The sequence below is a fragment of the Microcoleus sp. FACHB-1515 genome (assembly GCF_014696105.1).
Taxonomy (GTDB): Bacteria; Cyanobacteriota; Cyanobacteriia; order Elainellales; family Elainellaceae; genus JAAUTJ01.
The window spans coordinates 1-12,708 of the sequence record NZ_JACJPO010000011.1; the positions used below are offsets into that span (position 1 = coordinate 1).

Here is a 12,708-nt window from a genome sequence, read left to right on the forward strand (position 1 = left end):
GATTGCCCGCTTCGTCTGAAGCCTTCATCTACATTGCGATGATTCGACTGATGTTACGCACACTGGCCTGAGTCTTTTGCAACCTTCTCCGTATTTCTAAACATCCTCTGAAACAGTTGTTGTGCCGATGCCGGAGGTTGTCGCGAATAGTCATGTGCAATGTGAACCGATCGTTCTGATTCCGCTGCGAACCTCCTCCTACGATGATTGGTAACTGCTATGGTACTTTCCAACGACATTTCGCACCCGTCCGTTGAAGTTCTGCCTCCCTGTCGCGATCTCTCGATCGGTGCTAAAGCCGTTGTTGCGGAGATTGAGCAGTTGCTGCGATCACAGTTCATCCCCACTGAGTATGCCAAGCACTACTTTCAGGATCTAGATCGGTATCGAGCATTGTGCCAGGGGGTGCGCGTTATTGGTCCGCCTTTGACTGGAAAAAGCGCAGCATCAAGTCATGATGCACAGATGGACGATAAGCAGACGGTGCTGGTGGATGCTCCTTCCAACTGAAGTTCCAGAAGGCTGCACGCGAGAATTTTGACCGCAGTTGGGCATGGTTTACCGCGCGGTAAGCGGAAAGACCTTCGCCCCAGAGTTGCTGGCTGCCTCCGCCCTTTTGGCTACGAAATGGTCATTGTTGATCACGCTGAGAATTTGCAGAAGGAAGCGTTCATTGACCTGAAAATTTGATGGCTCAGCAGGGAATTGCCGTTGTGCTGTGCGGCATTTCTGAGCTTGACCAGCTTGTAGAGGACTATGGATTGCTGGATTGGTTTCCGCATCTGTATAGCTTTGGTAGCTTGGAGGTGAAAGACTTTATTGCAACCCTCAACACGATCGAAGAGCAGTATTTGCGATTACCAGAAGCTTCCCGGCTCTCGGAGGGACAGAATTTACAGACGCTGGCTCTAAAAACTCACTCTTACATTGGCAAGCTGATTAAGATCATTCAAGTCGCAACGTTGCGATCGCTTGAGAAGGGGTTTCAAAAGATTGACGGGAAAGTTCTAGAAAAAGCGGCAGCTAAGTATGGTGTTCCATATAAGCCTCCAGCCCTTACCTACCTGCAAGCTTCATCCCCTAGTGGCTCCACTCAGTCTCCTCAACCGGCTCTACCGCCAACTAGTGAGCCAGAAGGTCAGCCATCCGAGTAACGATAAATTCATAAAACTTTTCGATCAAGGCGTCCACAATGACGAGCCGTACCAAACTTGTCTATCTTGAACCCTATCCAGGGGAAAGCTTGCCGCACTATCTGGGCAGGCTGCGACGATTGATGGGCAACAACTTACCCTCTGCTACGAGTTTAGGAGAAGTAATTGGTGTTGGTGCAGTTGTGGCGCAGTGGGAACAGGGATATTTAAACCCATTTCCCATAGAAGAACAACTTGCTGCTTTAGGGGCAGCTATTGGTCTAGAAGTGGACAGACTAGCCCAAATGCTACCCTCGGAAAAAGACAATCTTGATCCCAGACCGATTCGTTTGTGTGGCGCTTGTTATGCCGAGTGCCCCTGTCATCAGATTAAGTGGCAGTTCAAATCTAGATCGAGTCCAAGATGCGATCGCCACAAACTTAAACTGCTGATGAAGTGCCCAGGCTGTGAGACTCCCTTTCCCATTCCTTCGCTTTGGGTCGAAGGACGATGCCCAAACGAAAAGTGTGGGATGCGCTATTCCAGGATGGCAAAGCATCAAAAAACCGTTGCGTATTAATGTCCTTTCCGGTGATGCTGACTTTACACCAATCCAGAATTCGGCATGGAGGGTTGAGTGCAAAAAATCCATAACAAGCTGGTGCGCGATACGCTTCGCTGCCTTCGGGCGCATTCCCGAAATCATTCGGTAGTGCGTCAATTTTTAGTGGGTCGAGTAAAGTGGAGAGACCTCTACTTCCAAACATGATCTATGGAATGTCGGCTTTGTGGTCATCTGAGCACCCATAAACATGGCAAAGCCCCAAATGGTAGTCAGCGGTATTTCTGCCCCCAGTGCAAGCAGACGTTCAACGAACGATTTGACACCCTGTACTATCATCGCTATGTGAGTGAAGAGCAGATCCGGCAAGTCTTACAGGCTCACAGCGAGGGCAGTAGTCTGCGAGGCATCAGCCGCACAAGTGGACTTGCCTACAACACCGTTGTGAGTATTGTTCGTGCAGCAAGCCAGCAAGCTCAATTAGTCCATGATGCTCAGGTTCAAGCGGTACAAACGGAGGAAGTGAGTGCGGATGAATTGTGGTCATTCGTTGCAAAAAACAAAAGCAATGTCTCGCCGGTGAATTAGAGGTAGGGGATTGCTCGATTGGTATGAGTCTAGCTGATTCAAGTGGACTGATTTTAGCCGCAAGAGTCGGAAAACACACCGATGACTTGATTGAAGAATTGATTGTCAGTAGTGAGGGAAAGACAGCGTGTAAACAATGGAACAGCGATGATTGGGGAGGTTATGAACGAGTATTGCCCCCGAAATCCTTCACCACATTGGCAAAGACAAGACGCAACGGCTAGAGCGAACCAATGGCATTGTCAGGCAGCAAACGGGGCGTTGGCATCGCAAGCAGAACAAGTTTGGCAAAGTATGGGAACAAACGAAAGTAACGACCCGGTTAGTGGTGAGTTACTTCAATTGGATTTGGCGGCATAGTCGCTTCAAGACAACAGCAGCCCAAAGAGCGGAACTGACACGGCAACCCTGGACTTGGCATGACCTGTTAACTTACCCCACCATTATCTGAAGCACAACCAGAAATTTCATGCTTTACAGGTGGGCAAAAGCTCGATTTGGGCTTTGTCCACCTTTTTTGTGTGAGCGTATGGTTTTTCATACAAAGCAGGATGATTTTGAGGGCGATGACTTTGCCTTCTTTTTAGGTGTAGCTGGTGCTTCTTTTCTAGCACTCGATCGAGCCAAACGAGAAAACTGCCTCAACGATTGCGCCAGTTATTTGCGAATTCAACTAATTTTGCGCCACTGATTTGCGAATCTTGAAATTTGCGCCACTCATTCACGAGTGAAAAACTTGGAATAGGATCGTTGAATAAGCCGTTTCGCCTAGAGTCTAGCCCCTCAAGGCAAACTCTATTGATGTCGTTGAAAAACTGCGCCACTCATTTGCGAATCAACCCAAATTTGCGCCACCGATTTGCAAGTTGCTAAACAGTCCTAAAAAAGCCGATTGCGCCACTGATTTGCGAATTGCGCCATATTTTTTGGCTATTCACAACTGCTGAATAATTCTTTAAAGGACAAATGGAGAGTAGGGAACTCGAATCCCTGGCCTCTGCGGTGCGATCGCAGCGCTCTACCAACTGAGCTAACTCCCCGAAAACTTCACTATTTTAGCATCAACTGCGCGATCGCAACTTAGCTGACGGGTTGGCGCTCGCCTCCGGAGAAGACGGCGCGGACGCGATCGAGTTCTAAATCAGACAGGTAATCGACTGCCCAGTTGGATAAGCGCTGCATCATGTGGAACGGGTAGGTGTTGGCGACGCCGACAACAGGAATTTTGGCGGCTTTGGCGGCTTCAAGGCCAGCGAACGAATCTTCGATCGCCAGACACTCGCTCGGATGCAGATTGGGAACGATTTGACTCAGCCGATCGATCGCCAACTTGTAGCCTTCGGGGTCGGGCTTGCTGTGGGTGATGTCGTCGCCACAGACGGATAGGGTAAAGGCCGAGGACAGATTGGCGCGATCGAGGACGAGTTCGACTTCGGCACGGGTTGCACCGCTGACAAGGGCGATCGGAATTTGAGCGACTTTGAGCTGATAGATCAAATCGGCCAAACCGGGATAGATCGGGAGTTTTTCGATCGATTCAAGCTGCTGCACATAGGCACGAGATTTGCGAGCAACGAGTTCGTCAAGGTATTTGTCGGTGACGGTGCGGCCTCGGCTTGATAGCAAATCGGCAAGGCAGGCGCGATCGCTGCGGCCAATGCAAAACTGCCAAAAATCTTGCGGGTTGGGGCGGAGATTTTCTTCGATCAGCAGTTGTTCAATCAGCTTTTGGTGCAGCGGTTCGTCATTAATGATTACTCCGTTGAAGTCGAAAAGAACGGCTTTTAGGGTCATAGCAGCGGCACAGAGTGCAGAATTAGCCTGGGTATCACTTGAGCTTTATTGGTATTATCCCATTGCCCAGGCTTCGGCTGTGGGTTCGATCGCTTCAAACTGGACGCGCCCGACGATCGGTTTAACGCCGCGTGTGATTTGATGAACCAGCCAGATCGCTTCGGTTTCGACATTGTCAAAGCCGATCGCAGACAAGTCAGCATCAAGGCTGTTTTGGGCAAACGCCTTGATGTGGGGTTCTTCAAACACTTCCATCAGCCAGGGAGTCGATCGCAAAATCGGCTGGTTGCCGTCGAGAATCAGCACTTCGCCGCCCGATCGCAGCAGCCGGAAGGATTCGCGTAGAACATCGCGGGCGATCGCAGGCGGAAGCTCGTGAAACAGCAGCGAAGCCGTGACCAGATCAAAGCTGTGAGCCGGAAATCCGGTGGCTTCGGCCAAGCCGTGACAAAAGGAGATGTCGAGGTTGGCGGTTTGGGCTTTGTCTTGAGCTACGACGAGCATGTAGGGCGACAAATCGAGGCCAACCACTTCGGCTTGGGGAAAGGCTTGCTTGAGCTTGAGCGTGGTGGAGCCTGTGCCACAGCCGAGGTCAAGAATGCGGCGGGGCTGGCTGGTGATGCGATCGATCAGGGCAGATCGCACGATCGATTCACCGGGAGGCAAAACATATTGGACGATCGGATCGTAGGAAAAGGCGGCGCTGAGGTTGAGATAGCCGCCTTGGATGCCGTGAAAGTTTTGCTGATAGTAGTCGGGATAGTCAACTTGGGGGTTACAAAATTGCTGGCTGGCAGTTTCCCAATCGCGGCTGTGGTAGTAGGCGTCGATCGCGTCTCGATCGATGAGATTGCGAAAAATTGGGGCGAGGAAGCGATCGAATAAAGTTTCTTTGCCGACTGCCATGACAAAATTTACTCAGACTGTTTAACAAATTTTAATCAATATTTCTGGATCGAGCGATCGCAAGTTCAGCGTTAGGGTCTTTCAACGGATTTTGTGTTTCTCAAATATTCTGGAGAAGCAGATCTTGACTAAATGAATGACACACAAGATCTCGCCTCTCTAAACCCCCCTCTCCGCCGACCCCCGACCTCCCGATGGACTGCCCGATCGTCTACCATCCTGACTACGTTGCTCCGCTGCCGCCTGGACACCGCTTTCCGATGGGGAAGTTTCGGGCGCTGTATGAGCGGCTGATTGCGGAAGGGGTGGCGGTGCGATCGCAATTTCATCAGCCGGAGTTGCCGCCTGTGGAATGGCTGGAACTGGTGCATACGCCCGCTTATGTGCAGGCATATTGTCAGGGGATGCTGGATGCGAAGGCGCAGCGGCGAATTGGATTGCCTTGGAGTCCGGCTTTGGTGCATCGGACTTGTATTGCGGTGGGCGGCACGATTTTGACGGCGAAGTTGGCGCTGGAACACGGCTTGGCCTGCAACACAGCGGGCGGAACGCATCATGCGTTTCCGGATTTTGGGTCGGGGTTTTGCATTTTTAATGATTTGGCGATCGCGGCGCGTGTCTTGCAAAGGCTCGGTTTGGTGCAGAAAGTTTTGATTGTCGATTTAGACGTGCATCAGGGGGATGGAACGGCAGTAATTTTTGCAGGTGATGACAGCGTTTTTACTTTTTCGATGCACTGCGAGGTGAATTTTCCGGGCACAAAGCAGCAAAGCGATCTCGATGTTCCGCTGCCGGAAGGGATGGAGGATGAAGCATATTTGCAAACGCTCGATCGCTACCTGCCTGATTTGCTCAGTCAGGTGCAGCCCGATCTGGTGCTGTATGACGCTGGGGTTGATCCGCATTTTGACGATCGCCTTGGCAAGCTGGCCTTGAGCGATCGCGGCTTGTTCTGTCGCGATATGCAGGTGTTGACGACCTGTGTGCAGCGGGGCTATCCGATCGCCTGTGTGATCGGCGGCGGCTATGCAGATGATTTTGAGGCTTTAGTTTATCGACACTCGCTGCTGCATCGAGCGGCTCGCGATGTGGCGGCTCAGCCGCAATTTTCGATCGGAGCGTGACTTCGATCGCCACGATGTAGTACATTTGTATAAAATGAATTTGAAAAAGCTTTGTAAATAAACATTGCAAAATGGCGATCGAAATTCCAATTATCTGTGGAAAAAGTCGGTTTTTCTGTGGAAAAGGTTGAGGAAAATCAATCGAAAACCTTAAAACTACGACAAAAAAATGAACCAACCGCAAACTAGCTCTGAACATGACCAAGGGTTTTCCACAGGTTTTCCACAAGTGCAAGCGATCGGCTGGCGGTGCGAATTCGACTCTTCACAGGTTTTCCACAATTTCCACAGGCAGCAATTTTCCGCAGACTGGCAGGGGCGATCGCCCTTCGGTTTAGGCGACAATTGCCTCAATTGAAGCTTTGCCTGTGCAGTGCTACGATGTCGTTCCAAACCGCAGCTATCTCGACTCGACGCCATGAAACTTACCTGCACCCAAGCCGAACTGAACGCGCATCTATCGCTGGTCAGCCGCGCCATTCCTTCGCGTCCGGCTCAGCCTGTGCTGGCAAACGTGCTGCTCAGTGCCGACCCGCAAACGCGCCAAATTCGCCTGACTGGATTTGATTTGAGTTTGGGAGTGCAAACGAGTTTTCCTGCCGAAATTGAGGCGGGTGGCACGCTCACTCTACCTGCTAAGCTGCTGTGCGACATTGTTTCGCGTCTGCCTGACGGTAACATCACGCTGGCGCACGACAGTGACACGCTCGCCACGCTGACCTGCGCCGCCGGACGCTATCAGGTGCGCGGCATGGATGCCGAGTCGTTCCCCGACCTGCCTGCGATCGATTCGGGTCGCGAAGTTCACCTGTCTGCTGATGTGCTGCTCGAAGGGTTGCGCGGCTCGTTGTTCTCCGCGAGCAGCGATGAAACCAAGCAGGTGTTGACGGGTGTGCATCTCACTGGCGAATCAGATGGGCTGGAATTTGCGGCCACCGACGGCCACCGCCTTGCGGTCGTGCACACCGGGGACGAATCAGAAGCCGCAACTGAAACGAGCTTTCAGGTGACGGTTCCCAGCAAGGCGCTTCGCGAACTAGAGCGAATGCTGGCAATGCACGCCACAACAGAACCGATCGCCGTCCGCTTTGATCCCGGTCAGCTTGTGTTTGAGTGGGCAAATCAGCGCCTCACCAGCCGCCTGTTGGAAGGTCAATATCCCAACTACCGTCAACTCATTCCCCGCCAGTTTTCACGGCAAATGACGATCGATCGCCGCCTGTTCATCGGCGCACTCGAACGCATCGCCGTGTTTGCCGACCAAAAAAGCAGCATTGTCAAGCTCAGCCTGAATGGAGTCGAGCAAGAAGTGGTCGTCGCGGTGGATGCTGCCGATGTGGGCAGCGGCAGAGAAGCCGTCCCCGCCCAACTTTCCGGCGATGACTTTGATATCGCCTTTAATGTCAAATATCTGCTTGAAGGACTCAAAGCGATCAACACGATAGAAGTGCAAATGCAGTTCAATACGGCTACTAGCCCTTCTGTCCTGACGCCTCTAGGCGGCCTCAAGATGACCTACCTCGTCATGCCTGTCCAAGTAAGATCCTGACGGCTGTGTAATGAATCAAACTTAAGCCGACAGATGAGAGCTAGCTTACACGAAAAAGCTCTCGTGGGTGTTGCAGATGGCAGTATACATCTGCAACGAATCGGTGGCAGTTGGTAGAACGTTAGCCCTTGGTCGCCAACTGAAACGTCATTCAGGCAACTGCTCAGCGTTGCTAAAACTAGAGTGATCGCTCCGCTTCCAGTTGAGTATGGTAGGCTACTGGCGACAGCACGTGAGGAGGCGCGATCGCATGGCGATTCGAGTAGGCTTGTTGTTTGGCGGGTGTTCCGGTGAGCATGAAGTGTCGTTGCGATCGGCGCAGGCGATTTCCCGTGCCTTTGCAGAAAGCGGCAAATATGCGATCGCTCCGGTCTACATTCACAAAGATGGCCGCTGGGAAGCCGGAAACTTAGCGCAGCAGGTTTTGACGAGTGGAACGCCGCCTGCTGCCTTGCCAGAAGCGAGCGATCGCGCCGCCTTGACAACGCAACAGAGTCGGATCGCCGAAGGTCTGCGAAGCACTCGCTGGCAGTCTGCCGCGCAAGTTGCGGATGTGGACGTATGGTTTCCGATTTTGCACGGTCCCAACGGAGAAGACGGCACGGTGCAAGGCTTGCTGAAGCTGATGCAGGTTCCATTCGTCGGGTCGGGCGTCCTCGGTTCCGCTTTGGGAATGGACAAGATTGCGATGAAGATGGCCTTTGCTCAAGCTGGACTGCCACAGGTGAACTATGTCGCCGTCAATCGCGCTCAGGTCTGGTCAAATCCTTGCGTCTTTCCGAAGCTGTGCGATCGCATCGAAGCCGAATTAGGCTACCCGTGCTTCGTCAAACCCGCAAACCTCGGCTCGTCCGTTGGCATTTCAAAAGTGAAAACTCGCGACCAGCTTGAAGCCGCGCTCGACAGTGCCGCCAGTTTCGATCGCCGCCTGATTGTCGAAGCCGCCGTGCCCAACGTCCGCGAGTTGGAATGTGCCGTCTTAGGCAATGACACTCCGCAAGCCTCCGTCGTGGGCGAAATTATCTACAGCAGCGACTTCTACGACTACGAAACCAAATACACCGATGGCCTTTCCAGCCACAATATTCCCGCGCAAATACCGAGTACGATCGCCCAGCAAATCCAGGAAATGTCGCTGCAAGCCTTCCTCGCCGTCGATGCTGCCGGACTTGCCCGCGTCGATTTCTTCTACCAAGAATCCACAGGCGAAATCTTCATCAACGAAATCAACACGATGCCCGGATTCACCAGCCAGAGCATGTACCCGATGCTGTGGGCAGCCAGCGGCATTTCGTTTCCCGAACTGGTCGATCGACTGGTGGAGTTGGCGATCGATCGGAGCGGCGGTTAGGGCGTGTTTTAACAGATCGAGCAGGAGTGGAGGGTGTGCGATCGCTACCGCTGGGGCGCTCAAGACCACGCCTTGCTGCTTGGCTACTGCTGATGATTCCCTACAGCACCAGCAGCAGCACGAGCGACAATCGATCGCGCTTGTCAGTGGCCGTGCGACACTCTGCCAGTTGCTTGAGCCTGTCTATTCAACTGACGCTGATCGCTAGTTGAGGTCAATCTCATCGTCAGTTTCATTTCTCTTCGACCACTTCTTCGACCACTATGAATTAGCCCTGCCTATGAAGGGGGATCTCCGTTGGGCAATCTAACCACCAGAAGGTTTTCAAACACTCCTCAACCGTCTCAATTTTGCCGACTTAAGCTAGAAGAAGAAGTTATAAAAACTTCTCTAATAATGATTGAGGTATTGATATGCAAATTGGTGTCCCTAAAGAAACGAAAGATCAAGAGTTTCGCGTCGGCTTAAGCCCTGATAGCGTCCGGGGTTTGCGCGATGCAGGCCATCAGGTTTTTGTCGAAACTGAGGCGGGAATTGGCGCAGGCTTTCCCGATGCAGCGTATGAACAGGCGGGCGCAGAAATTGTCAGCCGAACAGCCGATGTTTGGAATCGCGAAATGGTTGTCAAGGTGAAAGAGCCACTTGCCGACGAGTATCAATATTTACAAAAAGGTCAACTGCTGTTTACTTATTTGCACCTTGCCGCTAATCGCCGCCTCACCGAGCATCTAATCGACTGTGGCGTGACGGCGATCGCCTACGAAGCCGTTGAACTGCCAAATCGATCGCTGCCGCTGCTTACGCCGATGAGCATCATTGCGGGTCGATTGTCCGTCCAGTTTGGCGCTCGCTATCTGGAACGGCAGCAGGGCGGGCGCGGCGTTCTGCTCGGTGGCGTTCCCGGTGTGCGTCCGGGTCGCGTCGTCGTGCTGGGTGGCGGTGTGGTCGGCACGGAAGCGGCACGAATGGCGATCGGCATGGGCGCTCAGGTGCAAATTGTTGATGTGAACCTGGAACGCTTGGCCTATCTCGAAACGATCTTTGGATCGAGAGCAGAACTGCTGTTCAGCACGGCTCCACAGATCGAGGCGATCGTCCCCGATGCCGATTTGCTGATTGGTGCGGTCTTGGTTCCCAACCGTCGTGCGCCGATTTTGGTGAAGCGATCGCTCGTCGAGCAGATGCGCCCCGGTTCGGTGATTGTGGATGTGGCAGTGGATCAAGGCGGCTGCATCGAAACCTTGCGTCCCACTTCGCACACGCATCCGACTTATGTGGAAGCGGGCGTGGTTCACTATGGCGTTCCGAATATGCCCGGAGCAACGCCTTGGACGGCAACGCAAGCGCTCAACAACAGCACCGCGCCGTATGTGATGAAACTGGCAAACGAAGGAATGAAAGCGCTGGACGGTGATGCGGCTTTGGCAAAAGGCTTGACGGTCGATCAGCACAAGCTGGTGCATCCGGCTGTGCGCGAGGTCTTTCCCGATCTGGCGAAATAGCATCAATCCTCCGATCGCTTTTTGCGCCACAGCGATCGGAGGTTCAATCGATACGATGGTTCCCCCAAAATCAACCCGCATCTCGATCGCGCTAGAGTAGCCATTGAGACGTTAGGAGCAGTGGAAATGAGCGAATCGTTGACGGTTCCGGTGGCGCTGACGATCGCCGGATCAGACAGCGGCGGCGGAGCCGGAATTCAAGCAGATTTACGCACCTTTGCGTTTCATCTGGTGCATGGAACCAGTGCGCTCACCTGCGTCACCAGCCAAAATACGATCGGCGTGACGCGAGTGGATGCCCTGCCGCCGGAAGCCGTCGCCGCCCAAATCGATGCGGTCGTCGAAGATATTGGCGTACAGGCCGCAAAAACCGGAATGCTGCTGAATCAGGAAATCATCGCCACTGTTGCCGATCGCGCCGCTGCTCTCGCCCTACCAAATTTAGTCGTTGATCCCGTCATGGTGTCGCGGACGGGAGCGCAACTAATTGACGATGCAGCGATCGCCACGCTGAAAAGCGAACTGCTGCCGCAAGCCGTCCTCGCTACGCCGAACCGCTACGAAGCCCAAATTCTCAGCGGCATGGAAATCAACCATTTGGGCGACATGGAGCAAGCTGCTGAGCGCATTTTGCAACTGGGAATGAAAGCCGTTTTGGTGAAAGGCGGCGGCATGAGCGGTGAACTGCGCGGCGTGGACGTGTTTTTTAATGGCGATCGCCTCGAAGTTCTCCAAACTGAAACGATCGACACGACAGACACACACGGGACGGGCTGCACGATCGCCGCTGCAATTACCGCCAACCTCGCCTTTGGTCGTGACCTGCTCACCGCCGTACAAGCAGGTAAAGATTACGTCACCCAAGCCCTCCACTTCTCCTTGCGAATTGGCAAAGGACAAGGCCCCGTCGGACATTTCTTTCCGCTGCTGCTGGACTAGATGCGTTGTCAAATGTTTAGATTCCAGCAGGCTTGCGCGATCGCCCAATCTTCCTGGGTGTGAATCACCAAAATTCGCACGGATGAATCGGCAGCGGCAATGTCGCGATCGTCCGCCGATTTCACTCGATTTTTCGCTGCATCGATCTTCCAGCCCAACCACTCGAAAGCGGCACAAGCTTCGGTTCTCACAGCAGCCGAGTTTTCGCCCACGCCCGCCGTAAACACGATCGCATCCAGCCCGCCCAAACTCGCCAGCATTGCGCCGATGTTCGATCGCAATCGATGCACGTATACCTCAAAGGCCAGCTTTGCGCGATCGTTGCCTTGCTCGATGGCCTGCGCGATCGATCGCATATCGCCAGACACGCCAGACACGCCTTTGAGTCCCGATTCTTTGTTGAGCAGTCGATCGAGATCGTCTATGGTCAAGCCTTCTCGCAGCAGGTGAATCAGAATCCCCGGATCGACGCTGCCCGATCGCGTTCCCATCATCAGCCCGTCGATCGGCGTGAAGCCCATTGTCGTATCGATGCTGTGTCCGTCTCGAATCGCCGCCAGCGAGCAACCGTTTCCCAGATGACATGTGATCAGTTGCAGTTCAGACGATCGCCCCAGCAGTTGCGCCGCCCGTTCTGCACAATACTGATGGCTGATGCCGTGAAAGCCATAGCGCCGGATGCCGCGATCGATCCACTCCTGCGAGATCGGATAGGTCGCCGCAGATGCAGGCATTTGACTGTGAAATGCGGTGTCAAAAACGGCAATTTGCGGCACATCGCCCAAAAGCTGCTCGATCGCCTCGATTCCGTCCAGGTTCGCGGGATTGTGAGCCGGAGCAAGGGCGGCAAGACGATCGATCGCTGCCTTGACTTCTGCTGTCACTCGCGTCGGCTGCTGATACTCCGCTCCGCCGTGAACAACCCGATGCCCGACTCGATCGATCGCGCTCGGATCGCTGATCACCTGCGTTTCGCCGCTCCAAATGGTTTTGAGTAGTTCTTCGGTGGCGACGGTGCGATCGATCGTTTCAATCTGGCGATCGATCGATTTGCCTTTTGCTTTCACTTTGAGTTCGGCTACACCTTGCTGATGCGTCCAATCGATCGAGCCTTCCCACAGCGGTTCAGGAGGCAAATCAGGCAGCGCGTCGATGTCATAAAGGCAGCTTTTCTGACTGCTCGATCCAGCGTTGAGGATGAGAATTTTCATGGCTTAAGGGGGCGGAGGAGTCGATCGACAATCTATCGCTCCTCACTG

At 53.5% G+C, this 12,708-nt stretch carries 11 protein-coding genes, 1 tRNA gene and 1 pseudogene; 9 read left to right on the top strand and 4 right to left on the bottom strand.

Annotation, left to right across the window (positions count from 1 at the left end; translation table 11 throughout):
* The first annotated feature begins 219 nt into the window (after positions 1 to 219).
* The 3 genes and pseudogenes from H6F67_RS01875 to H6F67_RS01890 all read left to right on the top strand — a co-directional run bounded on the left by H6F67_RS01875 (position 220) and on the right by H6F67_RS01890 (position 2,735).
* Positions 220 to 510, top strand: coding sequence for a hypothetical protein (locus H6F67_RS01875; protein WP_190762763.1), 291 nt, complete (start codon positions 220 to 222; stop codon positions 508 to 510).
* A 179-nt stretch (positions 511 to 689) separates the two neighbouring features.
* Positions 690 to 1,154 (top strand): hypothetical protein, encoded by a 465-nt coding sequence (locus tag H6F67_RS01880; protein ID WP_190762765.1) that lies wholly within the window; start codon positions 690 to 692, stop codon positions 1,152 to 1,154.
* A gap of 752 nt (positions 1,155 to 1,906) precedes the next feature.
* Positions 1,907 to 2,735, top strand: a pseudogene (locus H6F67_RS01890) (IS1 family transposase).
* Positions 2,736 to 3,251: 516 nt separating this feature from the next.
* Here the strand turns inward: H6F67_RS01890 and H6F67_RS01895 are convergent.
* From H6F67_RS01895 to H6F67_RS01905, 3 genes are all read right to left on the bottom strand, one after another.
* Positions 3,252 to 3,324 (bottom strand) — tRNA-Ala (locus tag H6F67_RS01895).
* Positions 3,325 to 3,364: 40 nt separating this feature from the next.
* Positions 3,365 to 4,078 carry an HAD family phosphatase gene (locus tag H6F67_RS01900; RefSeq protein ID WP_190762769.1) on the bottom strand — a complete coding sequence of 238 codons (714 nt, stop codon included), beginning with the start codon at positions 4,076 to 4,078 and terminating at the stop codon, positions 3,365 to 3,367.
* A gap of 54 nt (positions 4,079 to 4,132) precedes the next feature.
* Complete coding sequence (locus tag H6F67_RS01905) at positions 4,133 to 4,984, bottom strand: class I SAM-dependent methyltransferase (RefSeq protein WP_190762771.1); 852 nt, start codon at positions 4,982 to 4,984, stop codon at positions 4,133 to 4,135.
* A gap of 194 nt (positions 4,985 to 5,178) precedes the next feature.
* Here H6F67_RS01905 and H6F67_RS01910 point away from each other — a divergent pair, with 194 nt between their 5' ends.
* From H6F67_RS01910 to thiD, 6 genes are all read left to right on the top strand, one after another.
* Positions 5,179 to 6,108 carry a histone deacetylase gene (locus tag H6F67_RS01910; protein WP_190762773.1) on the top strand — a complete coding sequence of 310 codons (930 nt, stop codon included), beginning with the start codon at positions 5,179 to 5,181 and terminating at the stop codon, positions 6,106 to 6,108.
* A gap of 418 nt (positions 6,109 to 6,526) precedes the next feature.
* Positions 6,527 to 7,657, top strand: coding sequence for a DNA polymerase III subunit beta (gene dnaN / locus H6F67_RS01915; protein WP_190762775.1), 1,131 nt, complete (start codon positions 6,527 to 6,529; stop codon positions 7,655 to 7,657).
* Between the two features lie 208 nt (positions 7,658 to 7,865).
* Positions 7,866 to 9,008 (top strand): D-alanine--D-alanine ligase family protein, encoded by a 1,143-nt coding sequence (locus tag H6F67_RS01920; RefSeq protein ID WP_277874545.1) that lies wholly within the window; start codon positions 7,866 to 7,868, stop codon positions 9,006 to 9,008.
* Between the two features lie 35 nt (positions 9,009 to 9,043).
* Positions 9,044 to 9,220 carry a hypothetical protein gene (locus H6F67_RS01925; RefSeq protein ID WP_190762777.1) on the top strand — a complete coding sequence of 59 codons (177 nt, stop codon included), beginning with the start codon at positions 9,044 to 9,046 and terminating at the stop codon, positions 9,218 to 9,220.
* Positions 9,221 to 9,421: 201 nt separating this feature from the next.
* Entirely contained in the window at positions 9,422 to 10,510 is a 1,089-nt protein-coding gene (gene ald, locus H6F67_RS01930; RefSeq protein WP_190762779.1) for an alanine dehydrogenase, read from the top strand.
* 126 nt (positions 10,511 to 10,636) lie between these two features.
* Positions 10,637 to 11,449: a bifunctional hydroxymethylpyrimidine kinase/phosphomethylpyrimidine kinase gene (gene thiD, locus H6F67_RS01935; RefSeq protein WP_190762781.1), complete on the top strand. Its 813-nt coding sequence runs from the start codon at positions 10,637 to 10,639 to the stop codon at positions 11,447 to 11,449.
* Between the two features lie 8 nt (positions 11,450 to 11,457).
* Here thiD and H6F67_RS01940 read toward each other — a convergent pair whose 3' ends face one another.
* Positions 11,458 to 12,660 carry an acetate/propionate family kinase gene (locus H6F67_RS01940; protein WP_190762783.1) on the bottom strand — a complete coding sequence of 401 codons (1,203 nt, stop codon included), beginning with the start codon at positions 12,658 to 12,660 and terminating at the stop codon, positions 11,458 to 11,460.
* Between the last annotated feature and the right edge of the window lie 48 nt (positions 12,661 to 12,708).